At 59.3% G+C, this 21,139-nt stretch carries 20 protein-coding genes and 1 pseudogene; 4 read left to right on the top strand and 17 right to left on the bottom strand.

Annotated elements, in window-relative coordinates:
- Nucleotides 1-2: 2 nt before the first annotated feature.
- From AWB69_RS33320 to AWB69_RS33310, 3 genes are all read right to left on the bottom strand, one after another.
- Complete coding sequence (locus tag AWB69_RS33320) at nucleotides 3-536, bottom strand: HAD domain-containing protein (protein ID WP_062091073.1); 534 nt, start codon at nucleotides 534-536, stop codon at nucleotides 3-5.
- Between the two features lie 175 nt (nucleotides 537-711).
- Entirely contained in the window at nucleotides 712-1,164 is a 453-nt protein-coding gene (locus AWB69_RS49785) for a DUF6088 family protein (RefSeq protein ID WP_062091072.1), read from the bottom strand.
- Nucleotides 1,165-1,310: 146 nt separating this feature from the next.
- Nucleotides 1,311-1,772: a hypothetical protein gene (locus AWB69_RS33310; RefSeq protein ID WP_156529044.1), complete on the bottom strand. Its 462-nt coding sequence runs from the start codon at nucleotides 1,770-1,772 to the stop codon at nucleotides 1,311-1,313.
- A 212-nt stretch (nucleotides 1,773-1,984) separates the two neighbouring features.
- On the opposite strand from AWB69_RS33310, the gene AWB69_RS33305 reads away from it, so the two are divergent.
- Complete coding sequence (locus AWB69_RS33305; protein ID WP_062091070.1) at nucleotides 1,985-2,287, top strand: helix-turn-helix transcriptional regulator; 303 nt, start codon at nucleotides 1,985-1,987, stop codon at nucleotides 2,285-2,287.
- A gap of 336 nt (nucleotides 2,288-2,623) precedes the next feature.
- On the opposite strand, the gene qatD is transcribed toward AWB69_RS33305, so the two are convergent.
- The 4 genes from qatD to AWB69_RS33285 form a co-directional block, all read right to left on the bottom strand.
- Nucleotides 2,624-3,412 carry a Qat anti-phage system TatD family nuclease QatD gene (qatD, locus tag AWB69_RS33300; RefSeq protein WP_063977962.1) on the bottom strand — a complete coding sequence of 263 codons (789 nt, stop codon included), beginning with the start codon at nucleotides 3,410-3,412 and terminating at the stop codon, nucleotides 2,624-2,626.
- Nucleotides 3,409-4,677: a Qat anti-phage system QueC-like protein QatC gene (gene qatC / locus AWB69_RS33295; protein WP_031357153.1), complete on the bottom strand. Its 1,269-nt coding sequence runs from the start codon at nucleotides 4,675-4,677 to the stop codon at nucleotides 3,409-3,411. Before qatC ends, qatD begins: the two co-directional genes overlap by 4 nt.
- A 5-nt stretch (nucleotides 4,678-4,682) precedes the next feature.
- Complete coding sequence (qatB, locus tag AWB69_RS49780) at nucleotides 4,683-5,252, bottom strand: Qat anti-phage system associated protein QatB (RefSeq protein WP_062091069.1); 570 nt, start codon at nucleotides 5,250-5,252, stop codon at nucleotides 4,683-4,685.
- A 306-nt stretch (nucleotides 5,253-5,558) separates the two neighbouring features.
- A complete protein-coding gene (locus tag AWB69_RS33285) occupies nucleotides 5,559-7,412 on the bottom strand; it encodes a KAP family P-loop NTPase fold protein (protein ID WP_062091068.1) in 1,854 nt (617 codons plus the stop codon).
- A 355-nt stretch (nucleotides 7,413-7,767) separates the two neighbouring features.
- Here AWB69_RS33285 and AWB69_RS33280 point away from each other — a divergent pair.
- Nucleotides 7,768-8,370 (top strand): annotated as a pseudogene (locus tag AWB69_RS33280) (ATP-binding protein); the annotation flags it as partial.
- A gap of 96 nt (nucleotides 8,371-8,466) precedes the next feature.
- On the opposite strand, the gene AWB69_RS50470 reads toward AWB69_RS33280, so the two are convergent.
- A complete protein-coding gene (locus AWB69_RS50470; RefSeq protein ID WP_269447514.1) occupies nucleotides 8,467-8,598 on the bottom strand; it encodes a hypothetical protein in 132 nt (43 codons plus the stop codon).
- Between the two features lie 159 nt (nucleotides 8,599-8,757).
- Nucleotides 8,758-9,321 (bottom strand): hypothetical protein, encoded by a 564-nt coding sequence (locus tag AWB69_RS33275; protein WP_231937316.1) that lies wholly within the window; start codon nucleotides 9,319-9,321, stop codon nucleotides 8,758-8,760.
- A 278-nt stretch (nucleotides 9,322-9,599) separates the two neighbouring features.
- Between AWB69_RS33275 and AWB69_RS33265 the strand changes: the two genes are divergently transcribed.
- Nucleotides 9,600-10,136: a peroxiredoxin family protein gene (locus AWB69_RS33265; protein WP_062091066.1), complete on the top strand. Its 537-nt coding sequence runs from the start codon at nucleotides 9,600-9,602 to the stop codon at nucleotides 10,134-10,136.
- A gap of 110 nt (nucleotides 10,137-10,246) precedes the next feature.
- Here the strand turns inward: AWB69_RS33265 and AWB69_RS33260 are convergent, their stop codons facing one another.
- The 6 genes from AWB69_RS33260 to AWB69_RS33235 form a co-directional block, all read right to left on the bottom strand.
- Complete coding sequence (locus AWB69_RS33260; protein WP_062091065.1) at nucleotides 10,247-11,587, bottom strand: sigma-54-dependent transcriptional regulator; 1,341 nt, start codon at nucleotides 11,585-11,587, stop codon at nucleotides 10,247-10,249.
- A gap of 147 nt (nucleotides 11,588-11,734) precedes the next feature.
- A complete protein-coding gene (locus AWB69_RS33255) occupies nucleotides 11,735-13,756 on the bottom strand; it encodes a sensor histidine kinase (RefSeq protein ID WP_082913693.1) in 2,022 nt (673 codons plus the stop codon).
- Between the two features lie 70 nt (nucleotides 13,757-13,826).
- A complete protein-coding gene (locus AWB69_RS33250; protein ID WP_062091095.1) occupies nucleotides 13,827-15,110 on the bottom strand; it encodes a dicarboxylate/amino acid:cation symporter in 1,284 nt (427 codons plus the stop codon).
- A 476-nt stretch (nucleotides 15,111-15,586) separates the two neighbouring features.
- Entirely contained in the window at nucleotides 15,587-16,597 is a 1,011-nt protein-coding gene (gene lipA / locus AWB69_RS33245) for a lipoyl synthase (protein ID WP_062091064.1), read from the bottom strand.
- A 13-nt stretch (nucleotides 16,598-16,610) separates the two neighbouring features.
- Nucleotides 16,611-17,369: a lipoyl(octanoyl) transferase LipB gene (gene lipB / locus AWB69_RS33240; RefSeq protein ID WP_062091063.1), complete on the bottom strand. Its 759-nt coding sequence runs from the start codon at nucleotides 17,367-17,369 to the stop codon at nucleotides 16,611-16,613.
- A 153-nt stretch (nucleotides 17,370-17,522) separates the two neighbouring features.
- Nucleotides 17,523-17,849: a DUF2917 domain-containing protein gene (locus AWB69_RS33235; RefSeq protein ID WP_062091062.1), complete on the bottom strand. Its 327-nt coding sequence runs from the start codon at nucleotides 17,847-17,849 to the stop codon at nucleotides 17,523-17,525.
- Between the two features lie 122 nt (nucleotides 17,850-17,971).
- Here AWB69_RS33235 and AWB69_RS33230 point away from each other — a divergent pair, with 122 nt between their 5' ends.
- Nucleotides 17,972-18,952, top strand: a complete 981-nt coding sequence (locus AWB69_RS33230; protein WP_062091094.1) for a transcriptional regulator GcvA — start codon at nucleotides 17,972-17,974, stop codon at nucleotides 18,950-18,952.
- Here the strand turns inward: AWB69_RS33230 and AWB69_RS33225 are convergent.
- Both AWB69_RS33225 and AWB69_RS33220 read right to left on the bottom strand, forming a co-directional pair.
- Entirely contained in the window at nucleotides 18,936-19,208 is a 273-nt protein-coding gene (locus AWB69_RS33225; RefSeq protein WP_047895688.1) for a DUF493 family protein, read from the bottom strand. The two genes, AWB69_RS33230 and AWB69_RS33225, sit on opposite strands and share 17 nt — an antisense overlap.
- Before the next feature lie 100 nt (nucleotides 19,209-19,308).
- Nucleotides 19,309-20,520: a D-alanyl-D-alanine carboxypeptidase family protein gene (locus AWB69_RS33220; RefSeq protein ID WP_062091061.1), complete on the bottom strand. Its 1,212-nt coding sequence runs from the start codon at nucleotides 20,518-20,520 to the stop codon at nucleotides 19,309-19,311.
- Between the last annotated feature and the right edge of the window lie 619 nt (nucleotides 20,521-21,139).

Here is a 21,139-nt window from a genome sequence, read left to right as displayed (position 1 = left end):
ACTCATACTCGACCGTCCGTCACCTTTGACGCGAGCCATGCATGAAACACTTCCTGCATGTAGGGTGTCTCAAGTCCGGTGTCTCCTGGTACGACGAAGAAACGTGACATCAAATCGAGCGGCACGCCGCGAAAATCATCCCCAATTGCAAACCAATTTCCAAGCCTATACGCACCGGCATGTCTGATGATGGACCACGTCCGCCCGGAGCCATTTTGTAGCTCGCCGAAACGCGGTGGATACTCGCGCGTCGTGCCGACGACTCTTCGCCCAAGCTCGCTAGGCAACAACGCGATTGTGTCTGCGTCACCGAACCACCGCGTCCAGTTCGTCGTCAGTACTAGCCGCAAATATGGATACGGTGCGAGCGCGTCGGAGAGGTAGTGGGCGCTTTCAAACGGCCGTCGACCGGAATTGAGCGTGACTCTTCCGTGGGTGTCCATCATGCCTTCACCGCGATGCAAGACACCACTGAATCCCACATACAGAGTTGGCGCGTTGGGGTCAATCGCGATACCTCCTCCGAGTTCAGTCATCACTGACCTCCATGACGCTGCTGTCGCTTGACCTCAGCAGGTACACCCGAGAGTCGTAATTCCGAGGGCATCGATGCGGCGGTAAGTATGAATATCAGTCTATGTGGCTGTTGCTCCGATGCGACCGCAAGGACATGCGCACCTTGTTGGTCGCTCAGCAACGCCCGTCGTCTAGTCATAGCGTATCCTTTCGCCGCCGCACGCCGGCTCGCTCGTACGTCATCATCCTGGTTCCGACCTGAATTTTTCGACTAATTCGACGTCGCCCCGTGGTCACCACTGCAAGCATCGGCACCTGTGTTGACGCGCCGGAGTTGTACTCTCGAGCGAGCAAGCCTGGTCCGATTTGGATGCCGAGCTTGGCGAAAGTTTCCGCAGCTATTGTTTCAAAAGTGGCAGCTGGCATTAGTCCCCCGGTGAACCGGTTCATCCGCGTTTTGGCGTACACGCCATGACTAACGCGTACTAACGTCTTGGCTGCGACCAGCTTTCTGAGTACGCGGCTTAGCTGCGCCGCGCTACCTAAAGGCGAAAGGTCCGAGCGGAGAATCACAACTCCTGCTCGCCTGCGGATAGAGCGCAGCACTCTGTCCTCAAGTCGCGACTTCCTCGTGACCTTTGGGCTCATATCCAATTGATAAATCGAATGCCTTCGGGCTCGGCTTGCTGTCCGACGACCAAGTGACCCTGAGGCAGACGCTTGAGGCCCCCCCAGAAACTGTTCGACGCTATCGAAGCACAAAGATAATGGCCATCAATCATGTCTCAGGGTCGTCAGGTAGCCAGGCTGCGGTGTGATGACTCGGCACTGCCGCGAAGAATCTTGGCGTACCTCGCTTTAAGGCCATCCCACTCTGTTCGCACGTGCCCCTTGAAAAGAGGGTTGCCGTTGGTCATGGCTTCATACTCATCTGCCGTCAACCCGCCAAGCAATGCATACGCTTCTTGCAAAACTATTCGCGCTTCCAGCGGATGCAAACCGGTATGCACTATCAGCTGCAGTTCAATGGTGTTGTCAAATTCATCTCGCTGCTGCACTGGCGTGGCGATGTAATCGCTTACGCATTTGCGAACAAGCCACTTCAGTAGGTCAGCACGCCACTCGACCTCGCCTGGTAGCACCTGGGCCGGCAAATCGATGCTTTCGCCCTCAAGCTCGATGGTGACCGGGGCGCCGATTCGCGTGAGAGCGGCACGGATAGTCGCCGGCACGTAATGAACATGAACGATTTCCAACTTACCTCTCCCGCTGCTGTTACAAAAAGACTTGAAGTTGCGAAGCGCTAGCTCAAATTTGCCAGCCATCATTTTTGCTGCTGCTCAAATGACTCAGTCGACTTTGAACCGAGTGTAGATGCAAAAGCTGTAGATGTAAACGCTGTAGGCGTAAAAGCTGTAGATGCATTGTCTGTAGATTCAAACGCTGCGTTGGGTAATGCTTCGGCTCTATGAAAGAAGAGCTAAATCCCTCGCAGCTGGAAATGCGCCTGCTGCTATCGAACAATCTGAAACGGCTGAGGGCCGCGCGGGGACTTTCACAGGAAGGACTTGCCGACTTGGCGGGGCTGCATCGTACCTACGTCAGTCAACTTGAGCGGATGATTACCAACGGGTCGATGGACAACCTCGCTCTCGTGGCCCAAGCACTCGCAGTAGCCCCGGCGGAACTGTTCGCAGATAACCAGGGCGAGGCAGAACCGGTCGATAACTCCGACGGAAAGAAGGTCCGGCGCGGGACGTCTAAAATTTGAGCGACGCGCTGTGATTTTCATCCAGCCATGAGCTGACGACGTCCTGACGCCAACGAAGAAGCTCGCGGTCAAATAGGACCGCACGGGGTGGCAGCAGCCAAGGGCGGTGTTTTGCTCGCCGCCGGATGGCGAGAACGGAAAGATTCAGCAACGCTGCAAGCTCGTGAGCGTCAAAATATTTGAAGTGTTGATGAGGTGCGGAGGTTGTCATCCGCTGTATAGCGCTTTGGGCTCAGCTTCTGCTCACCCTTAAAACTTTTGCTGCTATCGATTTTGCTTAGCAAATCCTCTTCTGGCTGGAGGTCTTGGCCGAAGCCGACAATAATTGCGCCGCGGTTATAAAGGGAGCTGTCGCTGAGCTGGAACCAAAATGCGCCTCAAATCCGCAGGATTTTGATGACGCTCAAGCAAAACCCGCAGATTGTCTTTGAAAGTGCTGACGATGACGTCCTCGGGCTGGCCAAACAGCGTGGAGGCGGTTCCGGATATCGATATCGCCTCCCATGGCATCCAAGGGGTGCCGTTCCTCGCGGCAAACGGCCCGTCAGTCTCTGGCAACACACGATTCAGCGGCATGTCTGCGAGTAGGCGTCGGCCCTTTTCAGCCATGAGCATGGCGGGCCCGACACTGAACCAGCAGCCTAGCTCTGTGGCGCGTCGCAATTCCCTTGGTGTTCCCGAGAACCAATGTAAGACAGGAAGGCCGCACTCCGGATGAGATTCAATAAGGTCAAGGACTCTCGTTGCTGCTCCACGTGAATGCAGACTAATGACTTTCCCGCCACGTGATGCGCATTCGCCAAGCACATCGTCGAGCAGCCGTTCTTGAACATCCAGCGTGCTGACGAATCTTCGCGAGCCATCCAGCCCGACCTCCCCGATGAACTGGGTGTTCCGCACGTTTTCGAGGAGCAGTTCGCGTTCCGACTGCTTTTTCTCAAAAATCTCGGGATGCAGGCCTAGCGCTACGCGGACGTTGTCGTAACCGGCGAATACTCGTGACGTCGCCTGCCACGCTCGAGGGCTTGTCGACACCACTAGGGTGAACAGATTCCTGCGCGAGACTTCGGGGAGAAGCCGCAACGCTTCCGGGTAAAGGTCGAGATGGCAGTGGAAATCAATCACAGGACGTTGTGCACACGTAGAAGCTCTCCGAGCTCATCCATGCCTCGTGCAAACACTGCAGAGTATGAATCCCGCTCTCCGGGCGGCGCAAACGACAATGCACCGCCAATCAGTCTATCAACTCCCTTCTCACTGTAGTTCACGTACGCAGTAGCGACGGAGCCGACGTCATTGGGACCTCGCTCGCGTCCGGCCGTTGCTAGGTCCGGAAATATGTATCGGGACGTCGGGTCCGTTATACCAGCCCGCAGGAAAGAAGCGCGCCGCACAAGACAGGGCACACACCGGCCGCAGTGCGTGTAATTGTAGTAGCCGAAGCGACCGCAGCTGGTTGAATGTCCCGCGAGTTCATGAAGCAGCAGGCCATTGGAGCAATTAACAAGCAGCTCCCCTTTGGTCACGAGTTGGTAAGGCCGCACGAGGCGCACACGCAATCCGACCTCATCGACGACTCGCTGTATCCCTTCGAGGAAAGTCGGATGTGTGGTTTTCGTGCTGTAGCTTCCGAAGCGGCCTGCATTCAGCGCGATGTTGAGGCTGATAAAGCCATTTTCCGGAATCACCAGGGCCGTTGTTCCACCGGTTTGCCAACCGGGCAGCGTCGTCGAGGCAAGGATTGCGAAGGCCAGAAACACAATTGAACGACCACGCGTCGAGCGTTCCGTCACATGCGGCACGGTTATTCGGTGATTCCACTGGAAGTGTCGTTCGCCGCCGCCCAGATGGCGCGCAAAAAGCCTCTGGGTATCGGAATCACCTTTGGCCATCTGCGATACGAACAAAGGCGTGCGTCCTGTTGCTGCCAGTTCGATTCCACCTACAAGGCTGTCAAGCCCGCCAGATAGAAGCGCTACACAATCGGCGTCGGTTTGTCGCGGAGCGGTAGTTGATGGGGGCGCCACCCCACCATCGCGGAAGTTCAGCGTCCAGAAATCGCCGGTGAGAAACCTGAAGGTTCTTTCAAGACTCGGTTTTTGCGCTATCCAGCGCTCCGGCTCATGAAGCGCAACTTCGAGCTCAATCATCCGAGTCCAACCATCAGCACTTCCTTGCCTGCTGCAAGCAATGTCGGCAGCTGCGACAGCCAGAGATATCGTCACGAAATCCCAAACTGCACTGGGAGGGGCGAAGCCAGAACGAGCGAGTGAACTGACCCAACCCGACGATATCCTGCCGACGTTCTGGCGTCCGGTATTCGCATAAAGCGAAAAATAATCGGTGTCGTCAACGAGCTGCTCAGGAATCAACTCGGCAGGTAAGCACATGACCCTCACTGTAGTTCTCCCTCAAACACCAGAAAGGTATTAGTCAGCGCCTTTTGCATGATGCCTTCGAACTCGTTGGGATTTGGGCTTGGTTGGTCCAGCCGAAGCGACTCGAGCTGAGCCGAAATTTCCGCCTTCATGTACTCGCGAATGTCATCTGTCCTCCGAACGACTTCAATCGGCGAAAGTCTTGCGCTTTCGAAAAGTTGCCCGATATCAATCTGCAGCCGATTGCAGGCCTCGACGGCCAAGTACTCTTCGACCAACGACCATATGTTGTCGTCCGACATGTTCAGCGGATTGATATCCGGTTGCAGTTCGAGCAGCTCAGAAAACGCTTGTGACATCGAGTCACGTATCGAGTCTTCGTCAACAGTTCCGCCAGCGCCCACGACCTCGCGAACTATCGCGTCGATAACCTCGCGAACAGATGGGGCGGTGGCGGTAAGCGCCTGAATCCAGTCACGAACGGCACCGTCAGTGCCTGCTCGTGCGGCCTGAAGGAAAGATACAAGTCCGCCCGCGGCGACAGTCGCCGCACGCATCCTGCCCGCCGCGCGCCGTGCTCCGCCCATTCCCGTTCTGGAGTAGTGCCCGACCGCGCGCCGAAAGGCGCGACCGTCTCCTGTCCGCGCAAATCCGCCAAGCTCTCTACGTGCTGGAGCGAAACGACGTGGTGGCGCAATCAGGGTATCCGGCTGGTGCGGTTCGAAGTCATTTTGCGACTCGGAACTATTCGGCTCTTCGCCTCCTTCGGTCTCTCCACCGCCAACGCCTGTCCCACCGCCACCGAGCTCGGTCTGGAGAGGCTCAAGCCATGGCGGGTCGAACGGCACGCTGGAACCCGGGCCGGAACTTGAAGTTGATGTCCCCATTTCCTGTCACCGCTTTATTTTGATAGCGTTTTTCACCGGCGCGGGCGTGTGGGCGTCCGCTGCCCAGCGCTCGAGCAATTCTTTCGCCCACTCCTCTGACGCAATCAATGGCACAAGCACCGGTGGACGGTCCTTTGGGGGTATCTCATCCAAAAGGGAACAAAAGGACCGGCCGAGCGTTGGAAAAGCCTTGGTGATGTGCAAACACCGCCTCAGAGCGACAACATCCCACTGTTCCGTTCGCGCCCGACGCTTCAGCCGGGTCAGCACCGATTCCGCTTCGCTTTCGCCGAGCGCTTTCACCTGTTCGACCAATGCGTGCTGAACTGTTTTCGCTTCTAGCAGGCTCTCGAAAACCGAACGCGCTTCCCGCGAAAGTTCGTCAAGTGCCGCAAGCGCAACGACCCTATCCCGACTCAAATGCAGGAGAGGCCGCAAGTTGGTCCCAGCAAGCGATGGACTCAGCGCAACCCAGTCGGCAACAAAGGGACTGTTCCAACTTGGGTCAGGCGCCTCGTAAGGCTCCCCGTTCTTTAACTCGTCTTCCAGCTTGTGCAGAAACTCCGGTTGACCGTCTTCCGATGAGGTAACCGACTTCGCAAGAAACTCAAATGCGGCCGACGACGCACAGCGTTCAAAGAGCTGCAGCTTCACCAGATGCTCAAACGAAATAGTCATCCCGTGTGCTTTGGCCACGGACTCCCGGATAAGCAAATTGTTCAGAAATCGCTTTATGAGTCTTGGATTGCCAGAAATTTGGTCGACCGTCGCCAATATCGCCGCAAGCTGGTCGGCGATATCTATCTCCTTCTCGAGTTTCGCCGCAGCGGCACCCATTGCGGATACGAGCTTTTGACGCGTGAGGCCTCCTAGCCAGCCCTCTTTAACGGCGGCCAATACGTTTGTTTTCGCAGTCTCCGCTACTGTAGGGTCCACCAGCTTCCTACGAACTGCCAAGTCAAGCATCAACAGCAAAACATATGCTTTAACCTCATTCACGCCCAGACGCGGTACACGAAGAGGAATCTGTATCAGCTTGTCAAAATAGCTCGTCACGAGCTCGTCATCGAACTGAGCTTGCGCAAAATGCGCGCGCACCGCGCTGCGAATCATTTTCTCGTCTGCCGCGATGATAAAAGCCGTCCTAGGGAGGAAGAGGAGCAGTCGTATTGCTTCGAGAGTTGAAATGGCAGTGTCTGGCATGCAGCGGTCCAAGTCGTCGACCAAAACCACCAGAGTCACCTGCAAAGATTCGAGCAATTCTGCGAATGCCTTGCGTAGACCCTCAATCTCCTTTTGTGGAGACTCGACTTCCTTTTCCTTGAGTAACTCTCTTACTTCGGGAGACAAGTCGTCGTACGCCTTTTTGACTTTCTCGATGTCTGACTCTTTTAGCGAGCCGGAAACCAAACCCGATAATCCGCCGAGGATTGCGCCAATCGGGCCCCCTACAGCGCCTCCTACAATTGCCGCTGAAGCAACTGGCGCTGCAATTTTCAATGCGCGAAACCATCGGACGCGTTTGGCAAAATCAGCGGCTTTTTCGAGAAAGGTCTTTTGGTTTCTCGCTTCTTCACTTAATACGTCCGAGACAGCCTGGAGCAACGCAAGCTTCGCATCGTCGAATCCCTGATAAAGCCACGCGTTAAATTCAACGAAGAGATAAGGTTTTCCAGAAGTATCCTTTTCCCCCAACGCCCCGCCAATCATCTTCACGAGCGACGATTTACCAGTTCCCCAACTTCCCGAAATCCCGATGGAGATTGGCTGGCCGCCGGCATCGTGAATTAAGCCCGCCGCCGTTTCTGCTATCAAACTGAAATTCAATAGGTCGGATGTTGCCTCGACGTCGTGCCACATGCTGCCCCCGGGAGTCGGCTCGAATATTTCTTCGGAGGATTGTAAGACATTGTGTTCGCATGCGACTCAAATCAGCCGAGGCAGGGGGGCACCAAGCTGTGGAAAAGTTGACTTCGTCAACTTCGTGGGGACAACGCCGTGGACAAGGTCGGAAAACTCCCAAACCCGCGGAGTTTCCCGAACCTTGCCCACCGGTTGCCCCCACTTTCCCACAGCGGCTAGTGGTCCACCAGACAAAGGCTCTATCGACCAAGGAGAAAAATACGTCAAATTCAAATGCACCTAAGGTCTGCTCCGGCGCGCTGCGAGCACCGGAGGTCTGAGCAACTTTTGGGGCCAAAGTGTGCCGGAACGCAAAATGCCCGAATTCGACTGGAAAGTGCTGGAAACGCTACGCGAACCGCTTGAGGCTGGCCGCATCACCATTTCACGCGCGGCGCATCAGGCGGATTTTCCGGCAGCGTGTCAATTGGTCGCAGCAATGAATCCGTGTCCGTGCGGCTGGCGCGGCGATCCGAACGGCCGCTGCCGATGCACGCCAGACGTCGCCACCCGGTATCTGCGCAAGTTATCGGGGCCGCTGCTCGATCGCATCGACATCCAGATCGAATTGCCCGCGTTGTCGCCAGCGGAGTTGTCCGGGAGGAGCGCGTCGATTGGTGAAACGAGCGCAACCGTTGCGCGGCGCGTCGCGGACGCGCGCGACCGGCAACTTGAACGGCAAGGCAAGACGAATCGCGAGCTGGACGGGCGCGCAGTGGACGCCGTCTGCCAGCTCGATGCCACCGGGGAAGCGCTGCTTCGCGAAGCCGGAGAACGTTTCGGCTGGTCGGCACGGGCGTATTACCGCGTGCTGAAAGTGGCGCGCACGATCGCCGATCTCGCTGCAGCCGATTCGCCAACAGCGACCCACCTCGCCGAAGCAATTCAGTATCGGCGGGCATTTTCGACCGCATAAACCACCACTGAAACGCCGGCGCCCGCAAAAAGAAAAATCGCCTGTCAAGACTTGACTTATGCACATTGCGTCGTTCTTGGTTTCTCTAACATCTGATCAAACACTTATTTTGGCAATGATCGACAGGCCGTTGATTTTATTGACTATTTTTGACTGCACTGAATCAAGGCAAAGTAAGGAAAGCCGCGTCGGGCGGGCACTTGGCGAGGGTGCGGTGATGTTTTCCACAAAGTTATCCACAGCCTCTGTGGATAGTTTAAAAAACTGAGATAAATCCTAGTTTTAGCGGTAAATGCTTGTGCGATTTCTCAGACCCGAAACGTTTGCGAGGTGTCGCTCAATTTGAGAAATATCCGCGAACGAATGGACGCGCTTCAGGGCAAATACTTAAAAAAGTTTGAACGAGGAAAAAAACTGGTCGACTTGATCGGGCGGCGGCATCTTCGTCGAGACTATTGCAACTTGGTAAGCGTGGGTTCCTTTGGCGATAAAACGTGCCCGGATCTGACGTGTTTCGCTTTTCTGGCCATTGGCGCTTGTGCCGCTGACGGCAATTTCCGAGCCGGACAAGCGGCCGCCTGCCGCCACTTCAATGTCAACCGGATGTGCGGCGGGTGCTGCGTTGAGATTGCGCGCGAGACCCTGCTGGAGAAAAACGAGTGCCGCGCGCTGAGTCGCGGGGTCGGCATCCGGCAAGTCGACCGTACCCACGGCGAACACGGCGTCACCCGCCTCGGCCATCTGCATCTTCATATGCATCGGCTTCCCGGCGACGTCGATATCGCGGGCATCCGAACGCGGCTTGGCCGGGAAGGTGACTTCGTAGGCGTCGTCGTTGTTCTGGATCGTGCGCCAGTCGTAGGCCGGCGTGCAGGCAAGCAACGCCACGGTGGTGAACAAGAGCGTGGCGGTCGAAGCGGCCGATTTGAACAGTGTGCGCGGGGACGGCACGGCGGTATGAGGAAAAGCGCGTTTCAAAGCACGTGGAAAAGATCTGATCATGGGAAAGCAGCGGGGAAAAACGTGATTATCCGCTGCCGGTGCTAAATACGTTGACAGCAGGTTCCACACGGGACAGCGCGTTGCCTTGCAAACGGCTCACAGCAAGCCGCACGCAGAACGCTTTCTCGAGATTGGGGCTAAAATGCGGTCCAAGCTGGCGCTGTTGCGCGTTGTTGCAAATTTGCCGGGTACAAACCAGGTACGAACCGAGCACGCTCGAGGTTTCCATGTCAGAAAATTCACAGGTTTCACCGAGGCGCGGCAAGAGCCCGCTGCGCTATATCTTGATGGCGGTGGTCGCCGGCGTGATCGCGTGCACCGGCTATTTCGCGTTCGGCGGCCAGCAACGTGTTCCGGATGCCACGTTCACGCTGCTGTCGGGGCAGAAAATCTCGACATCAACGGATCTCAAGGGCAAGGTCTACCTGATCAATTTCTGGGCGACCGACTGTGAAACCTGCATGAAAGAGATGCCGGCAATGGTCGACACGTACAACCGCTTCAAGGGCCGCGGCCTGGATTTCGTCGCCGTGGCGATGAAATACGACGCGCCCATGTACGTGACCAACTACGCGCAGACGCGCAACCTGCCGTTCAAGGTTGCGATGGATGACGGCAGCGCCGCGAAGCAGTTCGGCAATGTCCAACTGACGCCGACTACGTTTGTCGTGGATAAGGACGGCAAGATCTTGAAGCGTTACGTGGGCGAGCCGACGTTCTCCGAGCTCGACGCACTTCTCGACAAGGCGCTGAACGCAGCCTGAGGCAGGTTCGGCCTTACGCGTGACACGGTTAACAGCAAAATGCCCGCCGATTCATCGGCGGGCATTTTGCTTTTGGGGGTGGGAAAAATACGCAGAACACCAGACTTTCCCTACCGCTCGACCTCGCCCTTTGCCGCCAGCCCATAGCGCTTGATCTTCTCGTAGAGCGTAGCCTTGCCGAGTTGCAGCCGGTCGGCTGCTGCGGCCACCACGCCACCGCACTGCTCCAGCGCCTCCGCGATCACCGCGCGTTCGAACTGCTCCGTGCGCTCCTTGAGCGACTGTGTGGCGGCATCGAGGGGAACACCGGTTTCATCGATGATTCCCAGCACCATCCGGTCGGCCGCGTTGCGCAGTTCGCGCACATTGCCCGGCCAGTCGCGCTGCATCAGTTCGGCTCGCTGGCGATCGCTGAGCAGCGGCGCGGGGCGTTCGTATCGCACGGCGGCATCGAGCAAAAAGTGCTCGAACAGCGGCACCACGTCTTCGCGGCGCTCAGCCAGCGGCGGCAGCGTGATCGTCACCACGTTCAGCCGGTACATCAGGTCGCGCCGGAACGTGCCCGCCGCGACGTGCTCCGCCATATCGCCCTTCACAGCCGCGATCACCCGGCAATTCGCGCGAATCGGCTGATTCGAGCCAAGCCGCTCCAGCACGCCGTCCTGCAGCACGCGCAGTAATTTCACTTGCAGCGCGAGCGGCATGCTTTCGATCTCATCGAGGAACAGCGTGCCGCCCGACGCATGTTCGAGCTTGCCGATGCGGCGTTTCTGCGCGCCCGTGAACGCGCCGGCCTCGTAGCCGAACATCTCCGACTCGAACATCTGCTCGGGCAACGCGCCGCAATTCACCGCGATGAACGGTTTGTCCCGGCGCGGCGAGAGATCATGCAGGCTCCGCGCGATCAGCTCCTTGCCCGCGCCGGTGTCGCCGTTGATCAGCACGGAGGCATCGGTGGGCGCGACGTTTGCAATCAGCTTGCGCACCTGTTCGATAGCCGGGCTGCGGCCAATGATTTTCGGCGCCACGCTGCTCTGGCCGGCAAGTTCGCGCCGTAGCGCGCGGTTTTCGAGCACGAGTGTGCGACGCTCCAGCGCGCGGCGAACCGCTTCGATCAAGCGCTCCGACGCGAACGGCTTCTCAATGAAATCGTAGGCGCCGTCGCGCATGGCCTGGACCGCCATGGAGATGTCGCCGTGGCCTGTCACCAGGATGATCGGGACTTCGGGCGCCCGTTCGTGGCATTGGGCCAGAAGGTCGAGGCCGCTCGCGCCCGGCAGGCGAATGTCGCTCACGATCACGCCGGGGAAACTGGCGTCGATCAGGCGCGATGCGCCCTCCACGCTGCCGAATGCGGTTACGTCGAAGCCGGCGAGCTGGAGGCTTTGTACGCTTGCGCGGCGCACCAGTTCATCGTCTTCGATGAAGATCACCTGTAGGCCTGCGGTCATCGGTTTTTACTCCTGCGGGGTATTGCGGGGTATTGCTGTGTGTTGCCTGTTTTCAGCGCGGATCGCTGCGAACCGCTGCGGTCCGTTACCTATCCGGCATTTTCTCAGCATATGGAGCGTACTGCTGCTGTGCTACCCACGCTCTTGTCACGCGCGATGCAGCGTAATCACGAATTCTGCGCCGTGCGAACGATCCGCATCCGCCTGCGTGCCGCCCTCGGGCCCATCCACTTCCATCTGCGGGATCAGGTTGCGGGCGACCAGCGTGCCGCCATAGTCCCGCGCAATAGCCGATGAAATCGCCAACCCCAGACCCAATCCGTGGCCCATTTCCTTCGTCGTGAAAAACGGCTCGAACAGGCGCGGCAGGACATCGGGCGGAATGCCCGGCCCGTTGTCCCGGACCACGATATCGACGGTCATTTCGTGCCTCACCAACTCGATCTCGATACGAGGTACATCGCACGCGACCACGGCGTCCAGCGCATTGCCAATCAGGTTGATCAGGATCTGCTCGAGCCGCAGATCCTCGCAGCGCACATACAGCGGCGGACTGGAGTCGGCGCGTTCGTTGGCATCGAAGGCGAGCACCACGTTTTTCATGCGCGGCTGCAACATCGCGAGCACGTTGCGCAACGCGCGGCCGACATCGGTGCGCGCGTTTTTCGGGCGGGCCTTCGCCACGAACAACTTCAACTGATTCGTGATCTTTCCCATCCGCTCGGTCAGCGCGGCAATTGCCTCGAGGTTCTCATGGGCCGCCGCGTGATCGCCGCGTTCGATCAGCACGCGGGTGTTGTCGGAGAAACTGCGTAACGCGGCGAGCGGCTGGTTCAGCTCATGCGTAATGCCCGCCGCCATCTGACCGAGCGCGGCGAGTTTGCTCGCCTGGATCAGCTCGCCGTGCGCGGCGCGCAAGTCCTGTTCGGCCCGCGTGCGCTCGCTCACCTCCTTGGTCAGCAACGCATTCGCCTCCGATAAATCCGCCGTCCGCTCCGCGACGCGCTCGTTCAGTTCGGCATAGGCGGTCTGCAACAGCGCGCGGCTGCGGATCATTTCCCGTACACGGGCACGCCGCATACGCCAGTAAAACGCGAGCAAACACAGCGATACGAACACCAGCGCCGTCACAATCGTCGCGCTCCACGCGGCATCGACCGCCGGATCGAGAGACACCATCGTCATCAAGTGCCAGTCGGGCTCGCCCAGTGCGCGCTGCGTCGCGAGAAAACTCGGCGCGTCGCGCCCGCCCCCCACGCGCACAATCTGCGCGCCGCCCTCGAGCGTACGTACGATGGTCATTGGCAGTGCGGTGATCGGATGCTGCGCGTACTGCCGAGCGGAATACACCGACGCCTCGATATCCTTCGGCAACGGCCGAAGCGTGTGATATTTCCACGCCGGCACCGACGACAGGAAGATCACGCCGTGATCGTCGGTCACGAGCAGCGGCTCGGAGGCATCGGCGCCTTGCAGCCATTCCAGGTTCAGCTTGACCACCGCCACGCCGATAATGTCGCGCGTCCCCTCTTTGAATACCGGCTGCGAGATGAAATAACCCGGTTCGCGCGAGACGGTGCCGAGCCCGAAAAAGCGGCCGGTGCCGCCTTTGACAGCATCGACGAAATACGGCCGGAACAGATACTCCGCGCCGACGAAGCTATCCGGGCCATCCCAGTTGCTCGCCGCCACGCAGCGCCCGTTCGCCTGGATGATGTACGTCGCCGTGGCGCGCGCGTGCGTGTTCAGGTCGGCGAGATAACGGTCTGCCCGTGCAGTGAATTGCGGGTTCGGATCGGCGAGGACTTCCTGAACGAACGGATGGCGCGAGAGCAGATAAGGCAGATATTCGTAACGGTCGAGCGTGCTTTTCAGCTCAGCCGTTGTGCGGTCGACACGTGCCGCCGCGTTTTGGCGCAACGCGTCGAGGCCACGTTGCCACGCGATGCTCCACGTGAGCGCGCATACGCCGGCGAGCGCCGCGAGAAGAATCAGGAAAACGACCAAACGCCGCGTCACGTGAACGGGTTCCAGACGATGGGGACCCCCGATTGTGGCACGCGCCGCTTCGAACGAGGCTTCCGTCGACGCCCTCGCCGACGCCCTCGCCAGGTCGGCCGTAAACGGACGCGGCGAAGCATTCGCCACCGAATGCTTCGCCGCTGTCATTGCTGTTGATTCCCTTTCGCGTGAATGCCGGGTAAAGCAGCGCGCCTGGACCAGCCGCTGCTTCACCCGATCAGGACACGGTTTCGGCTTCGGTATCCACCGCGCCGTGCTTGAGCTGATCGCGCAGCTTGTTGCGGTCCAGTTCGTTTTCCCATGCCGACACAACCACCGTTGCCACGCCGTTGCCCACGATGTTAGTCAGCGCGCGGCACTCGCTCATGAAGCGGTCAATGCCAAGGATCAGCACCATGCCCGAGAGCGGAATGGTCGGCACGACGGCGAGCGTTGCAGCCAGCGTGATGAACCCCGCGCCGGTCACGCCGCTTGCGCCCTTCGACGTAAGCATGGTCACCGCGAGCAGCGTCAGTTGTTGCGTCCACGTGAGGTCCGTGTTCGTGGCTTGGGCGATGAACAGCACGGCCATCGTCATGTAGATGTTGGTGCCGTCAAGGTTGAACGAATAACCGGTCGGCACCACGAGGCCGACGACCGAGCGCGAGCAGCCGAGCTTTTCGAGCTTGAGCATCAGCTGCGGCAATGCAGCTTCCGATGAGCTGGTGCCCAGCACGATCAGCATTTCTTCCTTGATGTACGCGACGAAGCGCAGGATGTTAAAGCCCACCATGCGTGCAATCGCGCCAAGCACGACGACCACGAACACGATCGACGTCAGGTAGAACGTGCCGATCAGCTTGAGCATGGGGATCAGCGAGCCGATGCCGTACTTGCCGATGGTGAACGCCATTGCGCCGAACGCACCGATCGGGGCCAGCTTGGTGATGATGCGCACGATGCCGAACAGGATATGCGACAGCCCTTCGATAAAACCGGTCACCACGCGGCCCTTCTCGCCAGCCGTGGCGAGCACCGCGCCGAACAGCAGCGCGACCAGCAGGATCTGCAGGATTTCGCCTTGCGCGAACGCCGACGAGATCGTGTCCGGGATGATATGCATCAGGAAGTCGGTGGTCGTCTGCCCGTGCGCCTTGGCGGCGTACGAGGCAACCGCCTTGGCGTCGAGGGTGGCCGGATCGATGTTGAAGCCCACACCCGGTTTCAGGATGTGCGTGGCGGCGAGGCCGAGCACGAGCGCGAACGTCGAGACGATTTCGAAGTAGAGCAGCGCCTTGCCGCCCACGCGCCCCACCTTCTTCATGTCTTCCATGCCGGCGATACCAGTCACAACCGTACAGAAGATGATCGGGCCAATCACCATCTTGATGAGCTTGATGAACCCATCGCCGAGCGGCTTCATCTCGGTGGCGAGCGCGGGGTAGAAGTGCCCGAGCGCAATGCCGATGGCGATCGCCAACAGCACCTGCACGTACAGGACTTTATAAAAGGGTTTCTTCACGGTTGTCACAGTTGTTCCGGGCATGGTCGGCGAGTAGCAAGGGGGTGAGACAAAAACGCGCCGGCGCTAGGCTGCGGCGATGCGCGTCTGGCGTCGGCAAAATCAGGTGAAGCTGAATGGGATGGGTTGCATCGAATCGTCTCCCTGTCTTTTTTTGTGGCCTGTGTGGCCGCCCTTCATATTGCAAGGTCGATGCCAGTTTTTGATTCGCCTTGTACCTTGATTTATAAGGGTTTTTTGTTGACTTGAAGCCGTGAAAATCCGTGTTTCCGGAATTCGGGAATTAGACCGTCCGACCATCCGGACGGCATTCGGGTTATCCCTGAGACGCTTTATCTACGGGCTTTCCCGAGGTTTTGGGACCGTTGGGACTGGGTCCGGCAAAGTCACGCGTTCCGGGCAATCGGAGGGGTCCCAAAACGAAAAAACCCACGTTTCCGTGGGTTTTTTTCGTACCGGCCAAGCCAGAGAAAGGCTTACATCGCGCCAACCAGCCCTGCGTCGTGAGCCTGTTGATCCGCGTGATAGCTCGACCGCACCATGGCGCCGACAGCCGCGTGCGTGAAGCCCATCTTGTACGCTTCTTCCTCGTACATCCTGAACCTGTCCGGATGGACGTACGAACGCACCGGGAGATGGTGTTCGGAAGGCTGGAGGTACTGGCCGATCGTCAGCATGTCGACGTTGTGCGCGCGCAGGTCGCGCATGACCTGAAGAATTTCTTCTTCCGTTTCGCCCAGGCCGACCATCAGGCCGGACTTGGTCGCCACTTCCGGATGCAGCGCCTTGAAGTCCTTCAGCAGTTTCAGCGAATGCGCGTAGTCGGAACCCGGACGCGCTTCCTTGTACAGGCGCGGCACCGTTTCAAGGTTGTGGTTCATCACGTCCGGTGGCGCGGCGGTCAGGATACCAATCGCGCGGTCCAGACGGCCGCGGAAATCCGGCGTCAGGATTTCGATGCGCGTCATGGGCGAATGCTCACGCACCTGGCGGATACATTCCACGAAGTGCGCTGCGCCGCCGTCGCGCAGGTCGTCGCGGTCCACGCTCGTGATCACGACGTACTTGAGCTTCAGCGCACCGATCGTGCGGGCGAGGTTCAGCGGTTCGTCGGCATCGAGCGGATCGGGGCGGCCGTGGCCCACGTCGCAGAACGGGCAGCGACGCGTACATTTGTCGCCCATGATCATGAACGTCGCGGTGCCCTTGCCAAAACATTCACCGATGTTCGGGCAGCTTGCTTCTTCACAGACCGTATGCAGGTTGTGTTCGCGCAGGATCTGCTTGATCTCGGTAAAACGCGAACTTCCCGTTGCGGCCTTCACGCGAATCCATTCCGGCTTTTTCAGCTTTTCGATCGGGACGATCTTGATCGGGATGCGCGCCGTCTTCGCTTGCGCTTTTTGTTTGGCGGTGGCGTCGTAGGGTGCGGCAGCGGGCGTCAATGCGTCAGTACTGCCAGCCAGATTTCCAGTTACGTCAGTCATTCGGTCGGTCCATTCAGACGGCCACGCCGTTCTGCGGTTGGGCGGCGGTCGCGCAATGGCCGCCGATATGGTGAGTGAGGTTTTCAGCCAGCGTTTGAGCCACGTTGTTCCAGTCTGCTGCCACGCCGAGTGTTGCCATGTCGACGGTTTCCAGCCCGGCGTAGCCACACGGGTTGATCGAGAGGAACGGTTGCAAGTCCATTTTCACGTTGAGGCTCACGCCGTGATAACTGCAGCCGTTGCGAATTTTCAGCCCGAGCGCGGCGATCTTTGCGCCCGCGTGGGCAAGCTGCGACGGTGTTGGCGCGACGTAGATGCCCGGCGCGCGCTCCTTGCGCTCCGTTGCGAGATTATACGATGCAAGCGTTTCGATCACGCCGGCCTCGATTCGCCGCACGAGTTCACGCACCATCAGTTTCCGGCGGCGCAGGTCGAGCAGCAGGTACGCAACGACTTGTCCGGGACCGTGGTAGGTGATCTGGCCGCCGCGATCGACCTTGACGAGCGGAATGTTGCTGTTGGGGTTGAGCAGATGCGCGGGGTCGCCGGCCAGTCCCAGGGTGAAAACGGGCGGATGCTCGACGAGCCAGATTTCGTCCGTGGTCTCGGGCGTGCGCGTTTCCGTGAAGGCGCGCATGGCGTCAAAGCTTTGTGTGTAGGGCTCGAGGCCGCGCCAGCGGAAAATGACCGAGGGGGTCAACGCGCCAGGGACCGCGTGATCCGCGCTATCTAATGACGCTGAGGGGGAAGTTATTACCGGCTGGGCGGACATAGTTCCGCTAGTTTACCGAAGTTCGGTCTCCCATGCCGGCGGGTACTCGTGCCAGTGGACCGGGGAATGACCGGCGCCAGCGGGTTGGGGAGCAGGATCGCCGGCGATAACCCCGCCCCCTTCACACGCGAGCGCTAACGAACATAAACGCTCTCAAACCGTCCTCCACCCCGACCTGAAGCGACCGGCAAGCTTCTCGAAATTGCGCGCCAGCCATCCAATCGCCCGCTGATCCGGCCGCGGCGCCAACGTGAACACCACCTGTGCCGTGTGGCCCTTTTCCGTACTCAGCCACAAGCGCTCACGCTCACGCAGCTTCAGGCAATCGCCCGGCACAAGCCAGTAATCTTCCGTATCGTTGCTACGTGTAGCCCACACCGGCGCACCCTGAACGATCAACCGGACGCTGCGGCCAATTTTCATCGGTACAGTCTCTCCATCGTTGATCTCAAACATGATGCTTGTGGATATTTCTCGCATGACAGCCTCCGCCAAAATTCGTGTTGATGGCTATAAGATAGGCTCAGCATACGTTTCGGCAAAACGAGCAATTTTCTTCCGTTTGTGAGATAAATTCACATACGCAACTCAAGAGAATGCCTGTGGACCTCAGACACCTCCCCGCCCTCAACGCGCTGCGCGCCTTCGAAGCCGCCGCGCGCCATGAAAGCTTTTCACGTGCCGCCGACGAACTGTTTGTCACCCACGGCGCCGTCAGCCACCAGATCCGCGCGCTCGAAGCCGATCTCGGCGTCACGCTATTCGCTCGCGACGGCAAACGCGTCCGCCTGTCGGACATCGGCCGCCAATACGCCACCGAGGTTCGCGCCACGCTCTCCGCCCTCGCCGAAGCCACGCGCCGCCTGCGTTCAGGCGAACGGGACCGGCGGCTGGTGGTGTCGATGCTCTCGTCGTTTTCAGCACGCTGGGTGACGCCGCGGATTGGCGGGTTTATCGAGGAGCATCCGGAGATCAACCTGGAGTTGCTCTCGACCAACACGCTGACCGACTTCACCCGTGACGACGTGGACGTCGCCATCCGTTTCAGCAGCCTGGGCAAATACGCCGGACTGCACGCGGAAGAATTGCTCGATGAAGTGTTTTTCCCGGCGTGCTCGCCGAACTTCAACGGCGGCAAGCTGCCGCGCACGCCCGCCGACATGGCCGACGTGCCGCTGCTGCGCTCACACGATGAACTCTGGAAGCCCTGGTTCGATGCAGCCGGACTCGTGGACCTTCCTGAGCCCAAGCGCGGAGTTTTATACGAGGATTCGTCGAATTTGCTGCAGGCGGCCATTCAAGGCCAGGGAATTGCACTCGTGCGCCGGTCGCTTGCCATGCATGAAATCGTGGCGGGCCGGCTGGTGAGGCTGTTCAATGTTGATGGGCCGAGCCCGTGGAACTACTACTTTGTGTGCCCGCCCGCGTTGCTGGGAACGCAACGCGTGCAGGTCTTTCGCACCTGGCTCTTCGATGAAATCGCGCGCTTCAAGCAGCTCTACGAGTGCACGCCGGCGGCCTGCGATGTGCCTATGAAGCCGCCGATGACCGCGCCCGAACTTCGCCTCAAAGCACCACTTTGACCATTGGGTGGCCCGTCAGCGCGCGATAGATATCGTCGAGATGCGCCCGGCTCTGCGCCCGTACGGTGACGGTCAGGCCGGTGTATTTGCCGCCCGACGACGGGCGCGTTTCAATGCGCTCGATGTCGAACTGGTCATCGAATTCGCGGATCACGGTCACGACGGCATCGCGGAATTCCGGATGCGTCGCGCCCATCACCTTGATCGGAAAATCGCAGGGGAAATCGAACAGGGCGTCGATATCGGGTGAGCTCATGGTGTTCTCCATCACGGGACGCCCGGTCCACCCGGGCGTCGTACAGCAGGCATAGATGGAGCCGGATCACATAAATCCAACTGCCGCCCTGCCTTGCCGCTTACTTCCTCTTTTGCCACATCATCAGCAGCGAGTCCCACGTCCGGCCGACAAAACCGGCTTGCGGCACGTCCTGCAGCGCGACCAGCGGAAACTGCGCGACTTCCTTGCCGTCCGCCACCATCTTCACCGTGCCGATCTGCTGACCCTTCTTGATCGGCGCGACGATGGTGTCGTTGTGCGTGACGGTCGGCTTGACCTTGTCGCCCATGCCCTTCGGCACGGTGATGTACTGATCCGTCTCCACGCCAGCCTGCACCAGATTCTCGGTGCCCTTGTACACGCGCGGCGACTCAATCACCTGACCCGCCTTGTACAGGCGCAATGCGTCATAGGCCGTATAGCCGTAGTTCAGCATCTTCAGGCTGTCCTGCACCCGGTTGTGCTCTTTCGGCTCGCCCATCATGACGGCGACCAGGCGGCGGCTGGAGTCAGGTACGCCGTCCAGCGGACGTTTCGCCGTGGCGATCAGGCAATAACCGGCGGCCTGCGTATGGCCGGTCTTCAAGCCGTCGACGGTGGAATCGATCCACAGCAGGCGGTTGCGGTTCGGCTGCTTGATCTTGTTATAGGTGAAATCCTTCACCGAGAAGATGCTGTAGTACTCGGGGAAATCGCGGATCAGGCGCGTGGACAGCACGGCCAGATCGCCCGCCGTGGTGTAGTGCTGCGGGTCGGGCATGCCGTTGACATCGGCGAAATGGGTATTCTTCATACCGATCTGCTTGGCCGCCGCGTTCATCAGCGCGACGAAGTTCGACTCGCTGCCACCCACCAGTTCCGCCAGCGCAATAGCCGCGTCATTACCCGACTGGATGATCATGCCGTACACCAGGTCGTGCACGGTCACCGGCTTGTTCGCCTCGATGAACATGCGCGACTCGTCGGTGCCCACGCGGCGCACGGCCTCGCTCGGCATGACGGTCTGGTCCATGTTGATCTTCTTCGACTTGAGCGCGTCGAAAACGAGATAAGCGGTCATCAGCTTGGTCAGCGACGCCGGCTCCGAGCGCTCGTCCGGGTTGCCGGAAGCGAGCACCTGGTTGCTGGTTGCATCGACGAGAACCCACGAGCGCGCCGTGACATCGGGCGGCGGCACTTGCGCAAACGCGCTCGCCGCAACAAGCGTCGCAGGCAAGACGATAGCGGCAGTGACAGCGCGGTGAATGGAGGAAGGAGCGACGAAGGACAAGCTTGAAGGGGAAAAGCGCATAGGTTCGGATCGGCAGAAAAAACATCGGCGAGTCAGGCGTTCCCCTCAAGGAAACACGCAACGCGCGGGTTGTACAGGCGGAGGGTCAGTCCAGTAGAGCGCCTGGGTGAGCGGCATCGTTTGACGCCGTTGGACGTCGCGACAAGTGGATTAATTGGACTCGCCGGGACCGCCCGGGTTGCATCGGTTCACGTTTGACGGCTTTTTAATCGTGTTCGAACCACCGCTGAATGGCGGACAGTTTTAAACCACGGCATAAGGCGCGCAACACAGTAAAACCCAAGACAAACCCGACGCAGTCCGGTCGAATCCTTAATCCGCCGGCGCGGCATAAAACGCTCGCTGGACTGACCTCCGCGCGCTTCGATACTCGAGCGGCGCATGGGCTTTGCGTGTCCGCAAGATTCAATGCCGGACACGTGCCGCATGCGCTACGGCGAGCGCTGAACCGACAGGCGGCCGCGCAAAAGTCTGCGCCATTATACGCGTGCGCCAAACCGCTTTTGCCGCGAAAGTGGCTTGATGTGCAGGGGATTAGTGAATAATTCCATTTCTAATTCAATAGTGTAATAATAAGCACACCTTCCATGTAGAGGTGCGCGCGATGGTTCGTCAAGCG

The organism is Caballeronia udeis (assembly GCF_001544555.2).
GTDB classification, from domain to species: Bacteria; Pseudomonadota; Gammaproteobacteria; order Burkholderiales; family Burkholderiaceae; genus Caballeronia; species Caballeronia udeis.
This window is presented reverse-complemented; position numbering and strand designations above follow the sequence as displayed.

Bases quoted from the DNA above. Each gene is read 5' to 3' on its own strand.
- AWB69_RS33320 (WP_062091073.1), bottom strand. From the start codon at position 536: ATGACTGAACTCGGAGGAGGTATCGCGATTGACCCCAACGCGCCAACT.
- AWB69_RS49785 (WP_062091072.1), bottom strand. From the start codon at position 1,164: ATGAGCCCAAAGGTCACGAGGAAGTCGCGACTTGAGGACAGAGTGCTG.
- AWB69_RS33305 (WP_062091070.1), top strand. From the start codon at position 1,985: ATGAAAGAAGAGCTAAATCCCTCGCAGCTGGAAATGCGCCTGCTGCTA.
- qatC (WP_031357153.1), bottom strand. From the start codon at position 4,677: ATGTGCTTACCTGCCGAGTTGATTCCTGAGCAGCTCGTTGACGACACC.
- qatB (WP_062091069.1), bottom strand. From the start codon at position 5,252: ATGGGCGGAGCACGGCGCGCGGCGGGCAGGATGCGTGCGGCGACTGTC.
- AWB69_RS33285 (WP_062091068.1), bottom strand. From the start codon at position 7,412: ATGTGGCACGACGTCGAGGCAACATCCGACCTATTGAATTTCAGTTTG.
- AWB69_RS33265 (WP_062091066.1), top strand. From the start codon at position 9,600: ATGTCAGAAAATTCACAGGTTTCACCGAGGCGCGGCAAGAGCCCGCTG.
- AWB69_RS33260 (WP_062091065.1), bottom strand. From the start codon at position 11,587: ATGACCGCAGGCCTACAGGTGATCTTCATCGAAGACGATGAACTGGTG.
- AWB69_RS33255 (WP_082913693.1), bottom strand. From the start codon at position 13,756: ATGACAGCGGCGAAGCATTCGGTGGCGAATGCTTCGCCGCGTCCGTTT.
- lipA (WP_062091064.1), bottom strand. From the start codon at position 16,597: ATGACTGACGTAACTGGAAATCTGGCTGGCAGTACTGACGCATTGACG.
- lipB (WP_062091063.1), bottom strand. From the start codon at position 17,369: ATGTCCGCCCAGCCGGTAATAACTTCCCCCTCAGCGTCATTAGATAGC.
- AWB69_RS33235 (WP_062091062.1), bottom strand. From the start codon at position 17,849: ATGCGAGAAATATCCACAAGCATCATGTTTGAGATCAACGATGGAGAG.
- AWB69_RS33225 (WP_047895688.1), bottom strand. From the start codon at position 19,208: ATGAGCTCACCCGATATCGACGCCCTGTTCGATTTCCCCTGCGATTTT.
- AWB69_RS33220 (WP_062091061.1), bottom strand. From the start codon at position 20,520: ATGCGCTTTTCCCCTTCAAGCTTGTCCTTCGTCGCTCCTTCCTCCATT.